The organism is Sphingomonas sp. (genome assembly GCF_019635455.1).
Classification (GTDB): Bacteria; Pseudomonadota; Alphaproteobacteria; order Sphingomonadales; family Sphingomonadaceae; genus Sphingomonas.
Map to the genome: position 1 here is coordinate 32,820 of NZ_JAHBZJ010000003.1, position 12,799 is coordinate 45,618.

The 12,799-nt window shown below is 67.1% G+C and carries 15 protein-coding genes and 2 tRNA genes; 3 read left to right on the plus strand and 14 right to left on the minus strand.

Features of this window, described 5'->3' with window-relative positions:
* Window positions 1–5 precede the first annotated feature (5 nt).
* On the minus strand, window positions 6–671 hold the full coding sequence (locus KF783_RS04905; RefSeq protein ID WP_294077034.1) for a glutathione S-transferase family protein: 666 nt from the start codon (window positions 669–671) through the stop codon (window positions 6–8).
* A 126-nt stretch (window positions 672–797) separates the two neighbouring features.
* Here KF783_RS04905 and KF783_RS04910 point away from each other — a divergent pair, with 126 nt between their 5' ends.
* Window positions 798–2,441: a hypothetical protein gene (locus KF783_RS04910; RefSeq protein ID WP_294077036.1), complete on the plus strand. Its 1,644-nt coding sequence runs from the start codon at window positions 798–800 to the stop codon at window positions 2,439–2,441.
* Here the strand turns inward: KF783_RS04910 and yihA are convergent.
* The 6 genes from yihA to KF783_RS04940 all read right to left on the minus strand — a co-directional run bounded on the left by yihA (window position 2,438) and on the right by KF783_RS04940 (window position 5,961).
* Window positions 2,438–3,079, minus strand: coding sequence for a ribosome biogenesis GTP-binding protein YihA/YsxC (gene yihA / locus KF783_RS04915; protein ID WP_294077037.1), 642 nt, complete (start codon window positions 3,077–3,079; stop codon window positions 2,438–2,440). The two genes, KF783_RS04910 and yihA, sit on opposite strands and share 4 nt — an antisense overlap.
* Window positions 3,076–4,812 carry a membrane protein insertase YidC gene (gene yidC, locus KF783_RS04920; protein WP_294077039.1) on the minus strand — a complete coding sequence of 579 codons (1,737 nt, stop codon included), beginning with the start codon at window positions 4,810–4,812 and terminating at the stop codon, window positions 3,076–3,078. Before yidC ends, yihA begins: the two co-directional genes overlap by 4 nt.
* Window positions 4,813–4,833: 21 nt before the next feature.
* Entirely contained in the window at window positions 4,834–5,046 is a 213-nt protein-coding gene (gene yidD / locus KF783_RS04925; protein ID WP_294077537.1) for a membrane protein insertion efficiency factor YidD, read from the minus strand.
* A gap of 40 nt (window positions 5,047–5,086) precedes the next feature.
* Window positions 5,087–5,404, minus strand: a complete 318-nt coding sequence (gene rnpA / locus KF783_RS04930; protein WP_294077041.1) for a ribonuclease P protein component — start codon at window positions 5,402–5,404, stop codon at window positions 5,087–5,089.
* 53 nt (window positions 5,405–5,457) lie between these two features.
* A complete protein-coding gene (rpmH, locus tag KF783_RS04935) occupies window positions 5,458–5,592 on the minus strand; it encodes a 50S ribosomal protein L34 (protein ID WP_294077043.1) in 135 nt (44 codons plus the stop codon).
* Window positions 5,593–5,679: 87 nt separating this feature from the next.
* Window positions 5,680–5,961: a hypothetical protein gene (locus KF783_RS04940; RefSeq protein ID WP_294077044.1), complete on the minus strand. Its 282-nt coding sequence runs from the start codon at window positions 5,959–5,961 to the stop codon at window positions 5,680–5,682.
* Between the two features lie 105 nt (window positions 5,962–6,066).
* On the opposite strand from KF783_RS04940, the gene KF783_RS04945 reads away from it, so the two are divergent.
* Complete coding sequence (locus KF783_RS04945; protein ID WP_294077045.1) at window positions 6,067–7,575, plus strand: YifB family Mg chelatase-like AAA ATPase; 1,509 nt, start codon at window positions 6,067–6,069, stop codon at window positions 7,573–7,575.
* 13 nt (window positions 7,576–7,588) lie between these two features.
* Here KF783_RS04945 and KF783_RS04950 read toward each other — a convergent pair whose 3' ends face one another.
* Window positions 7,589–7,990 carry a GFA family protein gene (locus tag KF783_RS04950; protein WP_294077046.1) on the minus strand — a complete coding sequence of 134 codons (402 nt, stop codon included), beginning with the start codon at window positions 7,988–7,990 and terminating at the stop codon, window positions 7,589–7,591.
* A 112-nt stretch (window positions 7,991–8,102) separates the two neighbouring features.
* Between KF783_RS04950 and KF783_RS04955 the strand changes: the two genes are divergently transcribed.
* A tRNA-Leu gene (locus KF783_RS04955) sits at window positions 8,103–8,187 on the plus strand.
* A 63-nt stretch (window positions 8,188–8,250) separates the two neighbouring features.
* On the opposite strand, the gene KF783_RS04960 is transcribed toward KF783_RS04955, so the two are convergent.
* From KF783_RS04960 to KF783_RS04985, 6 genes are all read right to left on the minus strand, one after another.
* Entirely contained in the window at window positions 8,251–9,543 is a 1,293-nt protein-coding gene (locus tag KF783_RS04960; protein WP_294077540.1) for a sugar MFS transporter, read from the minus strand.
* Window positions 9,544–9,638: 95 nt separating this feature from the next.
* Window positions 9,639–9,714, minus strand: a tRNA-Thr gene (locus KF783_RS04965).
* A 27-nt stretch (window positions 9,715–9,741) separates the two neighbouring features.
* Window positions 9,742–10,602, minus strand: a complete 861-nt coding sequence (locus KF783_RS04970; RefSeq protein ID WP_294077047.1) for a hypothetical protein — start codon at window positions 10,600–10,602, stop codon at window positions 9,742–9,744.
* Window positions 10,586–10,924 (minus strand): hypothetical protein, encoded by a 339-nt coding sequence (locus KF783_RS04975; RefSeq protein WP_294077048.1) that lies wholly within the window; start codon window positions 10,922–10,924, stop codon window positions 10,586–10,588. Before KF783_RS04975 ends, KF783_RS04970 begins: the two co-directional genes overlap by 17 nt.
* A gap of 118 nt (window positions 10,925–11,042) precedes the next feature.
* The gene (locus KF783_RS04980; RefSeq protein ID WP_294077049.1) at window positions 11,043–11,270 is read right to left on the minus strand and encodes a hypothetical protein; all 228 of its coding nucleotides are present in this window, start codon (window positions 11,268–11,270) and stop codon (window positions 11,043–11,045) included.
* 141 nt (window positions 11,271–11,411) lie between these two features.
* Window positions 11,412–12,770, minus strand: a complete 1,359-nt coding sequence (locus KF783_RS04985) for a M20/M25/M40 family metallo-hydrolase (protein ID WP_294077051.1) — start codon at window positions 12,768–12,770, stop codon at window positions 11,412–11,414.
* Window positions 12,771–12,799: the final 29 nt, after the last annotated feature.

Here is a 12,799-nt window from a genome sequence, read left to right on the forward strand (position 1 = left end):
CGTCGTCAGGCCGCAGGCTGCTCGAACTGTTCGATCACCCATTCCTCTTCCTGCGCCCCCGCGATCCAATCCTGCATCCACGGATGCTGAAGGACCGCGTTCATATAGGCGGGTGCGAAACGCGCGACGGGCAGCGAGTAGGTGACGAAACGGGTGACGACCGGCGCGAACATCACGTCCACAGCCCCGAAATCGCCGAACAGGAATTCGCCGTCGCCGCCATAGCGGGCGCGGGCCTGCGCCCATAATTCCATGATCCGTTGAATATCGGCCATCACGTCGTCGTCGGGCGCCTTCGGCTCATAGACCTGGCGGATGTTCATGCTGTGCTTGCGGCGCAACGCGGCGAACCCCGAATGCATCTCCGCCGCCATCGACCGCGCCATCGCACGTGCGGCGGGATCGGCGGGCCAGAATTTCTCCCCGCCCGATTTCTCGTTCAGATATTCGACGATCGCCAGGCTGTCCCACACCACCGCCTCGCCATCCCACAGGATCGGCACCTTGCCCGATGATGGCGCGAACTCGTCGCCCGCGCGCCGACGGTCCCAGTCCTGGTCATAGAGCGGGACGACCACCTCGTCGAACGGCAGGCCGGAGAGCTTGCACGCGAGCCAGCCGCGCAGCGACCAGGAGGAATAGGCCTTGTTGCCGATGATGAGCTTGAGCATGGCGCGGAGATAGCGGCGGCGCGGATGCCGGGCAACCGGGCTGCGCATTGCCTCCGGTGCCGCGACGCGACATGATGGGCGACAAGGCCGGGTGGAGAAGCGAAAGCCGTGTCGCGCGTTCAACATGTGTCGGCTGGATCACGATATCATCCGGGCGGGATGATGCTGGCGATGCTGGCGATGCTGGCGATGGCGATGCCGGCGCGCGCGCAGGAAGATGGCCTGGCCACACTCGGGCGCGACGAGCGCGTCGCGGTGCGGGCGGCGAGCGATCGCGATGCGGAAATGATCTATCGCCGCGCCCATGCGGCGTGCGTTGTTCAGACGAAACGCAGTGGCATGGATTCAAAGGCATATGAATGCGTCGGCATCCTGGCCCAGGCCTTTGGCGAGGCGCGGCGACGCGGTCTGGCGACGATGGCATCCTGGGCGGCGACGGCGATCACCGATTCGATTTACGATCCCGTCGATGTATCGACTCCCACCGCGACGATCGGGGAGGCGGCGCGGATCGTTTCAGCGACCAGCCCGCCGCTCGGCCTGCCGTTGCATGCCGCCTATGCCGAGGATCTTGCCGCGCAGGCGGGATCCGGGCGTGGAGAGCTGGACAGGCTGGTCACCCGTGCCGAGGATTTCGCGCGATGGGGGCGCCCGGCGACCGAAGCGGCCTATGCGCGCGGGGCGAGCGTGCTCGCGCGGCGGATCGAGGGGGCGAACTCCCCGACGGCGCGGCGCATGGATGCGGCTGGATTGCGCGCGGAGGCCATGCTGGGGACGCAGGCGGCGATCGCCCGCTGCGCGCAATCACCAGCGCCGTTCACGGGAGCGGACGATATCGCGCTGCACGCCCGCGTCAGCTGTGCCATTGCCGCAGAGCAGGCCGGGCGGTGGCGCGACGCGGGCGACATGCTGCGCGCGCTGCTTCCCGAGGCTCAGGCACAGGCATCGCCGGTCGCGCGGGCCGATGTTCTGGTTTCGCTCGGGCGCAACCTGATCCGCCAGTCGCTTCCGGGCGAGGCGGTTCCCTATCTGGACGCGGCGCAAAAGCTGCTCGACCCGTTGAGCACCGGCGAGGACGTCCGGTTGATCCGGATGCCGGCGGTGCGCGCGGCGCGGGTGGCGGCGTCGCTCGAACTGGCGAAGTCGATGGTTGCCGGGACCAGCTATTATGCCGAGACGCGGCTGCTGGGTGGCATCTATGCGGTCGAATCGAGCATCGCGTCGGCGAACAGCTGGGCGCGGTCTGCCGAGCGGTTGCAGCGCCAGATCGATGCCGGAACGCTGCGCTGGGAGGGCGGGGTGTGGCGCTCGCTGCTTGCCGCCTATCGCGAGGCTGCGGAGAAAGTCGCGCAATATTACGGACCGGACGCACCGATCATCGGCCTGTTGAAAGCGAAGGATGTCGAGGCGTCCGAACTGTTCCTGACCCAGGGCTATCGCGAGCCGATGGAGGCGGGGCCGCGTACCGAGCGGATGTCCGCGGACATGCGCGAAGCACTCGACCTGGTTGCGCCGATCCCGCCGACCGACCCGCACCGGATCGAGACGCTGAAGGTGGCGGCAGGGTTTTTCCTCCGGCGCGGCGATATGCGGACCGCCCGGGGCCTGTGCCGGCTTGCCGTCCGGGGTGCGATCGAGCGAATGGACGCGGCGGGCGAATATGACCGGACCGCCCAGGCACAGCTGAAGGCGCAATCGCCGGTGTTTCGTACCTGTGTGAAGACGGCATGGCTCACCGGCGCGGCCGATGGCGCCGGCGTCCGCCGTTAGACGCTCACCGCCTCGATCACCGCCGCGCGCAGTTCGGCGATCCCTTCACCCTTTTCGCTCGACGTCGCCAGGATGTCGGGGTGGGCGGCGGGCCGCTTGCGGGCCTCGGCCGCGGTGCGCGCGGTCACTTCGGTCAGCTCGGCAGGCTTGATCTTGTCCGCCTTGGTGAGGACGAGGCGATAGCTGACCGCGGCGGCATCGAGCATGTCGAGGATGTCGCGATCGACCTCCTTGATCCCGTGACGGCTGTCGATCAGCACCAGCGCGCGCTTGAGCACATGCCGGCCGCGCAGGAAGTCGTTCACCAGGAAGCGCCACTTCTTCACGACATCCTTCGGCGCCTTGGCAAAGCCATAGCCGGGCATATCGACGAGGCGGAACTTCGCCGGATCGCCGATGTCGAAGAAGTTGAGCTCCTGCGTCCGACCCGGCGTGTTCGACGTGCGGGCAAGGCCGTTGCGTCCGGCGAGCGCGTTGAGCAGCGAGGATTTGCCGACATTCGATCGACCCGCGAACGCGACCTCCGGCACCGTAGGATCGGGCAGGAACTGGAGCGCGGGCGCCGATTTGAGGAAGGCGACCGGGCCGGCGAAGGTCTTTCGCGCGGCCTCGATCGCTTGCGGGTCGAAATCGGTCACTTCTTCGCCGGCTTGCCGCCGCTCACCCCCGCCGTCGCGGGTTCCTTCATCCCCGGATGGCGGCTGTAGAGGAACTTCTGCTGCGCGATGGTGAGCAGGTTGGAGGTAATCCAGTAAAGCTGAAGCCCGGCGGCGAACGGCGCCATCACGAACATCAACACCCATGGCATGATCGCGAACACCTGCTTCTGCGTCTCGTCCATCGGCGCGGGGTTCAGCTTGAACTGCGCCCACATCGACAGGCCGAGCAGGAGCGGGAAGACGCCGATCGCAAGGAAGCCAGGCGGGTTGAAGTCGAGCAGCCCGAACAGGTTCAGGATATGGAGCGGATCGGGCGCGGACAGGTCCTTGATCCAAAGGATGAAGGGCTGATGCCGCATTTCGATGGACAGCATCAGAACCTTGTAGAGCGCATAGAGCACCGGGATCTGGAGCAGGGTGGGAAGGCAGCCGGCAAGCGGGTTCACCTTCTCCTCCTTGTACAGCTTCATGATCTCCTGCTGCTGGCGCGGCTTGTCGTCCTTGTAGCGTTCCTGAAGCGCCTTCATCTTCGGCTGAAGGACCCGCATCGCCGCCATCGACGCGAACTGCTTTTGCGCGATCGGGAACAGCAGGGCGCGCACGGTCACCGTCAGCAGGATGATCGCCAGGCCGAAATTGCCGACCAGGCGGAACAGCCAGTGGAGATAGTGAAAGATCGGCTTTTCGAAAATCTCGAACCAGCCCCAATCGATCGATCGTCCAAGCTGGCCGATCCCGTCCGCCTCCGCATAATGGTCGAGCAGGTTCACGTCCTTCGCACCGGCGAAGAAGCGCGAGGTGGTGGTCATCATCTGGCCCGGCGCGAGCTGCCGCGCGGCGGTCGGCTCGAACTGCGCCTGGCTCGCACCATTGGCGGCGGGACGGAAGCCCAGGCCGACATTCATGCCCTGATCGGGGATCAGCGCGGCGAGCCAATAGGTGTCGGTATAGCCGATCCAGCCACCCTTTGCGTCGAAGCGCTTCGCGCCCTCGTCGGCGATGGTGCTGTAGTTGACGTCATAATCGACCTTGCCGGCATAGGAGGCGATCGGGCCGGCATGCATCGTCCAGGTATCGCGGTCCTTGCTCGCGCCGTAGCGGTACAGATAGCTGTAGGGGGCGGCGGTCACCGCCTGCTGGCCCAGATTCGCGACGCGCTGGCGAATGTTGAACATGTAGCCGTCGTCGATCGCGATCTCGATCACGTAGCGCTGGTCACCGCTCGTCGCGGTGAGCGTAACGGGCGTCGTCGGGGTGAGCCGGTTCCCGCTCGCCTGCCACAGCGTGTCCGGCCCGGGGGCGGTCAGCCCCTGGCCCGACCAGCCGAACCCGGCGAAATAGGCATGTTCGGCGCCCGACGGCGAAAGGAGGCGGATCGGCGCGCTGTCCTTCGCGATCGTCTCCTTGTATTTTTCGAGCACCAGATCGTCGATGCGCGCGCCGCGCAGGTTGATCGATCCGCGCAGCAGCGGGGTTTCGATCGCGACGCGCGGCGATTCGGCAAGCACCAGCTTGCGATCGCGGATCGCTGTCGGCTTGTCGGCGGCCGGATCGGCGCCGGGATTGGGGACGATCTTGGTCTTGCCCCCCTCGATCTTCGTCACCGGGGGATTGGCGGTCGGGAACAGCCAGCCAGTCACGACCGGCCAGCCGAACAGCAGCAGCGCGGCGAGCACCGCGAAAAGCAGGAAGTTCTTCTGTTCGTCTTTCACGTCAGTCCCCGGTTCAGGAAATCACGGCACAGGATCATAGCCATGGCCGCCCCACGGATGGCAGCGGAGGATTCGCCGAAGCGCGAGCCATCCGCCTTTGAGCGCCCCATAGCGGGAGAGCGCCTCGATTGCATAGGCCGAACAGCTTGGCGCGTAACGGCAGGAGGGGGGCAGGACGCGCGACGGCCCGATCTGCCACGCGCGCGCGATCAGGATGAGCAGGCGCGCGATCATCGTCCGGGCCGCGCTCGGCGTGGCTGAAGACACGGGATCGTCACCGTTTCACCTTTGCCAGCGCCTTTGCCAGATCCGCCTTCAGGGCGGCGAAATCGCGCTCGATCCCCGACTGGCGGCCGATCAGCACATGATCCGCTCCGACAATTCCCTCGACCGGCAACAGCGCGCGCGCGAGTTCGCGGAACCGCCGCTTCATCCGGTTGCGGATGACGGCGTTGCCGACCTTCTTCGACACGGTGATACCGATGCGCATGCCGGGGTCGCCGTCCGCACGATCGCGGACGAGCAGGACGAAACCCGGCATCGGCGCGCGCTTGCCCGCATTGGCCGCGAGATAGTCGCGGCGCTGCGTCATACGCGAAAGCACATTGATCGAGCGGTGCGGCGCCAGCGCGGCTGGCGACAGGCTTACGCGCTCAGCTTGCTGCGGCCGCGGGCGCGGCGGGCGCGAATCACCTTGCGGCCGCCCGGAGTCGCCATGCGCGCGCGGAAGCCGTGCCGGCGCGCTCGCACCAGATTGCTCGGCTGAAAGGTCCGCTTCATCGCTCATTCCCTGTAATCTTGAAACGAAAAGGGCCGCCACAGGGGCGACCGCGTGTGCAGGGCCGTTAGCCAAAGCGGCGGGCGAAGTCAATTCGCACCAAGCCGTTTTGCACGTTCGCGCCGGCGTTTGGGGCTGCCGCGCACCAGAATCCGGTCGATGAACGCGCCGACGCGCGGCCAGCGCGCCTTGATCCGTACGAAGCGATGGCGCGCCCAGCGCGAATTGCGCAGGATCAGGATGATCCCCGCCGCAGCGACGAAGACCCCGCCGGGTCCCGGCAACAGGCCCACCAGCGCCGCCGCAGGAAGCAGCAGGATGCCCGTCACCAGCAGGATCAGCCGCACCAGCGGGTTGGGCTTGCGTCGCATGGTGCGGATATGGGTGCGTGTGTTGCCCATGCAAGACGCAGCCGCGCGATCGGCGGTTCCCCCGGCGTCAAAAGCGGCTACACAGGGACGAACAAAGGGGGAATCATGGTCGCCAGCGTTTCGACGGTCGCCTATCTGGGCCTGGAGGCGCGCGCGGTCGAGGTGCAGTGCAACCTTGTCCCCGGCCTGCCGGCCTTCGTCGTCGTCGGCCTGCCCGACAAGGCGGTCGCGGAAAGCCGTGAGCGGGTGCGCGCGGCGATTGCGGCGATCGGCCTGTCGCTGCCGCCCAAGCGGATCATCCTGAACCTGTCACCCGCCGACCTGCCCAAGGAAGGTTCGCATTTCGACCTGCCGATCGCGCTCGCGCTGCTCGGTGCGATGGGGGTGGTCGATGCCGAAGCGTTGAGCGAGCATGTGTTCGTCGGCGAGCTGGCGCTGGACGGACGGATCGCTCCGGCACCCGGTGTGCTGCTGGCGGCGCTGCACGCGGCCGAGGTGGGGAAGGGGCTGGTCTGCCCGGTTGCCCAGGGGGCTGAGGCGGCGTGGGCAGGAACCTCCGCCGTGATCGCCGCCCCTGACCTGATCGGTCTCATCAACCATTTCAAGGGCCAGCAACTGCTCGGCGCGCCTGTGCCGGGTGAAGCGGAAGAGGCGGCCCACGGCCCTGACCTCAACCAGGTAAAGGGGCAGGAAACGGCCAAGCGCGCGCTGGAGATCGCGGCGGCAGGCGGTCACAATCTGCTGATGATCGGGCCGCCGGGTGCCGGCAAGTCGCTGATGGCGAGCTGTCTGCCCGGAATCCTGCCACCGCTCGATGCCGCCGAGGCGCTGGAGGTGTCGATGGTCGCGAGCGTGGCCGGCACGTTGCAGGGCGGGCGGCTGACCCGGACGCGCCCGTTCCGATCGCCACATCATTCGGCGTCGATGGCGGCGCTGACCGGTGGCGGGCTGAAGGTGAAGCCCGGCGAGGTCAGCATGGCGCATCTCGGCGTGTTGTTTCTCGACGAATTGCCCGAATTTCAGCGGGCGGTGCTCGATTCGCTGCGCCAGCCGCTCGAAACCGGGACGGTGAGCGTCGCCCGGGCGAACGCGCATGTCACCTTTCCAGCGCGGGTACAGCTGGTCGCGGCGATGAACCCGTGCCGTTGCGGGCATCTGGGCGATCCGGCGCTGGCGTGCGCGCGGGCGCCCAAATGCGCGGCGGATTATCAGGCGAAGGTGTCGGGGCCGCTGCTCGACCGTATCGATCTGCACGTCGAGGTTCAGCCGGTCACCGCCGCCGACCTGGTGCTGCCTCCCCCCGCAGAAGGGTCGGCGGAAGTGGCGGCGCGGGTGGCGGCGGCCCGGGCGATCCAGGGCGCGCGCTATCGCGACACCGATGCGCGCACCAATGCGGAAGCGGACGGGCCGGTGCTCGACGCGGCGGCGACGCCCGACGAGGCGGGACGCAAGCTGCTGGCACAGGCGGCAGAGGCGATGCGGATGAGCGCACGCGGCTATACCCGGGTGCTGCGCGTCGCGCGGACCATCGCGGATCTGGCGGGAAGCGAGGGGGTCGGCCGCATCCATGTCGCCGAAGCGCTGAGCTATCGCCGGCAGGCGCCGCGGTCGTGAGCTACGCCGTACGCTAATCGACGCGCCCGCGCGCGAAATGCTGTGTCGCGGTTGGGATTTCGACCCAGGGATGGCGGTGCTCTTCCCACACCGATCGGACGGGCCGCATGGCGTGCGGATCGTCGAACAGGCCGATCGGAATGCCGGTAAAGTCGGGATTCTTCGTCCCGCGCATGAACATGGTGGAGCCGCAATCGGGGCAGAAGAACTGATCGAACGTCCCGCCGGCGTCGGTCGCGCGCGTGAATTGGCTCGACCGGCCCTCGATCTGCACTTGATCGTGCGGGTAATAGGCCGCTTCACCAAAGGGCGAGCCGGAGCGTTTCTGACAGGCGAGGCAGTGACAGGCGACGACCGCGATCGTCGGACCCGGTACCTCGACCCGCAACTGTCCGCACTGACACGATGCCTTCATGCCGCCCTTCTGGCCGACCTTGCCCCGGCGAACAATCGTGGCGGCGGACGTTGGGGCGAGAGATGGCTTGTCGCGCGCCCGCGCTTGGTTTAGCGACGCGGCCTCGCACCGGGCCCCCGTGGCGAAATTGGTAGACGCATTCGACTCAAAATCGAACGCCGCAAGGCATGCTGGTTCGAGTCCGGCCGGGGGCACCAACGAAAAATGCCGGCAGGGGCGACCCCGCCGGCATTTTTGCTTTTGTCGGCGCTTGGCCGCGATCAGGCGGCGGCGGGGCGCCGGGCATAGATGCCGAACGCGGCGATGACCGCATAGCAGATCGCCGGCAGTGCGAGCGCGAGGCCCAGGCTGCCGGTCGCATCGGCGAGCGCGCCGGTGGCCAGCGGGACGACCGCTCCGCCAAAGATCGCGACGTTGATGATCCCCGATCCGTCGGCCGCGCGGCTGCCCAGCCGTTCGGAGGCGAGCGCGAAGATCGTGGGGAACATGATCGAATTCATCAGGCCGATCGCGAGGAGGCTGTAGCCCGACACGCTGCCGCTGCTGTTGGTCGAGATCAGGATCAGCGTGATCGCGCCGACCGCGACAAGCGCGAGGAGCTTGCCCGGGCTGATGACGCGCATGAGCGCCGAGCCGATGAACCGGCCGATCATCGCGCCGCCCCAATAATAGGCGATGAGCTTGCCCGCCGCCTGTTCCTGAAGCCCCATCACGCCGGGCTGCATCAGATAGCTGACGATCAGCGAGCCGATCGACACCTCGGCGCCGACATAGAGGAAGATGCAGAGCGCCCCGAAGCCGAAGCGCGGCCGCTTGAGCAGGTCGAAGCCGGCAAGTCCCACGCTGGCCTCATGCTTTTCCCCCTTCAGGCGATTGCGAAACAGCCAGACGACCCCCGCGACGAAGGCGAGCGCGACGGCCAGGCCGAGATAGCCATGCACGATCGCCTGGCTTTCGGCGGTCCGATAGGCGTCGAGTTCGGCGCCGGACAACTGATCCGCGCTCACCTTGGCCAGGCTGCCGAGGATCAGCAGTGCGCCGAAAAAGGGAAAGACGGTGGTGCCAAGCGAATTGAACGCCTGGGCAAAGGTGAGGCGGCTGTGCGCCGTCTCCGGCTTGCCGAGCAGCGAGATCAGCGGATTGGCGACGACCTGGACGACCACCACGCCGCTCGCGAGAACGAACAGCGCGAGCAGGAAAACCCAATAGGTCGCGGTTTGCGAGGCCGGGATGAAGAGCAGGCAGCCGACCATCATCGTCAGCAGCCCCGCCACCGCGCCGCGCATATAGCCGAGTTTCTTGACCAGCTTCGCACCCGGGATACCGATCACCAGATAGGCGGTGAAAAAGCAGAACTGGACCAGCATCGCCTGGGTGTAGTTGAGTGTGAACAGCTCTTTCAGCTTCGGAATGATGACATCGTTCAGGCTGGTGATGCCGCCGAAGATGAAAAAGAGCGCGAATACGAACAGCTGAAGGTTGGGCGCGTCCACGCCGCCCGAATCGGCGCCGCCGGGCGCAGGATCGCTCGAATTGATTTCGGTGACGGGCAAAGCCAATGCACCTCTCCCCTGATAGCGTTGTCAGTTACGCCCTTTTTAGCGACCGCCTCCGGAAAGGCGAGAGGGAATTGCGCTCCGGGCGGGGATGGTGCCGGTTGCAGGGATCGAACCCGCGACCTTCGGTTTACAAAACCGCTGCTCTACCAGCTGAGCTAAACCGGCATTCCGATTGGGGAGCGTCCCTTTGCGTCAAGGAATGCCGAACGTCCAGCCCTCGCTTCGCGCGACGTCGGGCGTGAGCGCACATGGGCGCCACAGAGCGGCGCGTCCGGCATTCGCGCGGAGCCATGCGGCGGTGACGATCGCGTCGGTCGCGTGATCGTCATCGCGCTCAAGCGGGCGGTGCGGCCTGCTGCCCAGCCGGGCGAGCGCACGATCGAGCGCGGCGGCGTCGCGGATCTTGGAGCGGCCACGCGGCACGCCTGCGGCGCGCGCGGCGATCGCGGTGTAGATTTCGACCACGGCGGCGCCGCTGCGGGGTGGCGGATCGAACGGCCACACCGGCACGCGCCCGTTCAGACGGTGAAGCATTCGCATTCCGGCGAAGCTCGCCTTTGCCACCTGCGCCGCGCCGATCGCGTCGAACACCGTCGATGGCTTGGTGGTGCCGTCATGCGCGATTTCGCACCGGCGCCAGCGCAGGAAATCGGCTTTTCGCCCATCCGACGCGCCAAGGTAGAAATGCCGGCCGCGCCGCGCCTCCAGGAAATCGACCGCGCCAAGATCGGTCCCTCGACTGAAGGTATCGACATAGGCCCAGAGGGCGCGGGCGTCGGCGTCGGCGGTGTCGCCGGGAAGATGCGCGCCGTGATCGAGGAACGGCGCGGAAAAGCTGAAATCGAAGCCGGCGAGCAGTGGCGAATCGGCCTGCGCGACGAGCCAGGCGAGCACGTCCATGCGCGACCATAACCGGCCGGGGGGCGCGACAAGTACCGGCGCCGCGTCGCCCGCTTCGCACAGTGCGACCGCGATGCCGCGATGCCTCTCGCCGCGCGCACCCGACCAATCGATGGCGGCGAACCGACGAAAATGATCAGGGACGCGGACCATGGGCGCGTCGTTCCGGTGGCGAACAAAGGTCCCACCAGCTGCGCCGGACCCCGGTTTCGACGCGCGCGCGGGACCGGCCATAGCGTACCAGGATCGCGGGATAGTTCCGATAATGATCGGTCTGCCAGAAGGTATCGGGATCGGTATCGAGCAGCAGCTGCTTTTCATCTGTCGATACCATCAGGCAGAAACTGCCGGCTTCGCGACCGGGGGCGACGATCGCCCGGCCGTTCTTCTTTGGCACCGGATGGCCATAATGGCTCGCGATCACGACCCCGGGCAGGTTCAGCGCGAAGGCGACGAGATCGGCCCAATCCTCCATCGCCATCTGTTTAGGCCGCCCGAAGCGGGTGTCGAGCCGAGGCACGAAAAAAGGGCGCCCCCGCAGGGACGCCCTTTCGTTCCACCGGACCCGATCGGGTCCAGGAAGCGCGAGTAGATTACTCGGCCACGTTGTCCGCGGCGGCTTCCATGTTGTCGGCAGCGTTCTCGAGAGCCGCTTCGGCGGTGTCGTTGGTCGCGTTGTCGGCAGCCGCTTCGAGGTTGTCGGCAGCGTTCTCCATCGCCTCGGCGACGTTCTCGGCAGTGTTGTTGGCGGCCGGGGTCGTGTCGCAAGCGGCGAGCGACATCAGGCCAGTCGCGGCGGCGACGATGAGGACCTTCTTCATTACGGTTTGCTCCCAAGCAAATTATTCGTTTCGCCCCGGCGCGATTGCCGTGCGAGTTAGTCGGAATAACGCCCGTTACGCCCGCGTCAATCCAAATTCATCCTGTAGAAAGGTTTGTGTGGACGAAAATGGTGCGCCGCATCACATTTCGGGCAGCAGCTTTTCGGGCGCATTCGCCGCGATCGCAAGCATCGCCGTCCATGCCGCGACATTCTGTCGCAACTGCTCAGGATCCACCTTGTCGAGCGTGTCGTCCGGGGTGTGGTGATAGTCGAAATAGCGGCTGCCATCCTGTTGCAGATCGACGCCCGAGGTGCCGGCCTGAACGAGCCGGCGGACATCCTCGCCGCCGCCTGCCGGATCGCGTCCGCGCCCGATGCCGAGCGGCGCGAGCGCGGCGGCAATCCGGTCGGCGACGGGTTTCGCACCGTCCGGCAGTTTGAAATCGACCCGCCAGATCCGGTCGGCGCCAAAGTCCGATTCGGCGGCCAGCGCATGCGCCTCGCCCCGATGCGCCTTGAAATAGGCGTCGCCGCCAAAGCCGCCTTCCTCCTCCGCGCCGGCGAACAGGATGCGGATCGTCCGGCGGGGCGTGCCGGCATCCATGATGCGCTTCGCCGCCGCCGCCACGATGCCGCAGCCCGACGCGTCGTCGATCGCGCCGGTGCCAAGGTCCCAGCTGTCAAGGTGGCAGGCGACGATGACGATGCCGGCCGACGGGTCGCTGCCTGGCACTTCGGCGAGCACATTGCCCGATTCGGTCATGCCGACGACGCGCGGGGTGAGGGTGAGTTTCACCTTCACCGGCGTGCCACGCTTCAGGATGCGCTGGAGTTGTTCGGCGTCCGGCACCGACAGGGCGGCGGCGGGGATCGGGGTGACGCCGTCGGGAAAGTTCGTGCCGCCGGCGTGCGGATTGCGATGATGGTCGGTGCCGACCGAACGGATCAGGATCGCCGCCGCGCCCTTTTTCGCGGCGATGGCGGGTCCCCCGCGCCGCACCGCGCCGAACGCGCCATATTGCGATCCGTCCTGGGTGCGCGTCATCGCGTGGCTGACAAAGGCGATCTTGCCCTTCAGACTGCCGTCGGGCGCGGCGGACAGCGCGGCGAGGTCGGGGAAATAGACGATTTCGCCTTCAAGCCCCTTGTCCGCCGTGGCGCCGGAATTGCCGAGCGCGGTCAGCCGAAGCGGCTGGGGAAAGGGGGCCAGCACCTCCAGCTTTTCCTCACCCCGGACCCAGGTCTTCATCTGGAACGGCTCCGCGCGCACGTTGCTGAATCCCAGCGTGGTGAGCGTCTTGACCGCCCATGCGCGGGCGCGCGCCTCTGCCTCCGTCCCGGCGAGGCGCGGGCCGACTTCGGTGGTCAGGCTTTCGGTGATGTCCCATGCCAGATCGTCCTTCAGCGCGGCATCGCGCAGCACGGCGGGGTCCATCTGGGCCAGGGCGGGGAGGGGAAGGGCGGAGGCGGCGAGGGCCGCGATCAGAATCTTGCGCATGGCCGCAACGCTATTGCCCCGCGCGCGGT

Bases quoted from the DNA above. Each gene is read 5' to 3' on its own strand.
- KF783_RS04905 (WP_294077034.1), bottom strand. From the start codon at position 671: ATGCTCAAGCTCATCATCGGCAACAAGGCCTATTCCTCCTGGTCGCTG.
- yidD (WP_294077537.1), bottom strand. From the start codon at position 5,046: ATGATCGCGCGCCTGCTCATCCTGATCGCGCGCGCGTGGCAGATCGGG.
- rnpA (WP_294077041.1), bottom strand. From the start codon at position 5,404: ATGACGCAGCGCCGCGACTATCTCGCGGCCAATGCGGGCAAGCGCGCG.
- rpmH (WP_294077043.1), bottom strand. From the start codon at position 5,592: ATGAAGCGGACCTTTCAGCCGAGCAATCTGGTGCGAGCGCGCCGGCAC.
- KF783_RS04940 (WP_294077044.1), bottom strand. From the start codon at position 5,961: ATGCGACGCAAGCCCAACCCGCTGGTGCGGCTGATCCTGCTGGTGACG.
- KF783_RS04945 (WP_294077045.1), top strand. From the start codon at position 6,067: ATGGTCGCCAGCGTTTCGACGGTCGCCTATCTGGGCCTGGAGGCGCGC.
- KF783_RS04950 (WP_294077046.1), bottom strand. From the start codon at position 7,990: ATGAAGGCATCGTGTCAGTGCGGACAGTTGCGGGTCGAGGTACCGGGT.
- KF783_RS04970 (WP_294077047.1), bottom strand. From the start codon at position 10,602: ATGGTCCGCGTCCCTGATCATTTTCGTCGGTTCGCCGCCATCGATTGG.
- KF783_RS04975 (WP_294077048.1), bottom strand. From the start codon at position 10,924: ATGGAGGATTGGGCCGATCTCGTCGCCTTCGCGCTGAACCTGCCCGGG.
- KF783_RS04980 (WP_294077049.1), bottom strand. From the start codon at position 11,270: ATGAAGAAGGTCCTCATCGTCGCCGCCGCGACTGGCCTGATGTCGCTC.
- KF783_RS04985 (WP_294077051.1), bottom strand. From the start codon at position 12,770: ATGCGCAAGATTCTGATCGCGGCCCTCGCCGCCTCCGCCCTTCCCCTC.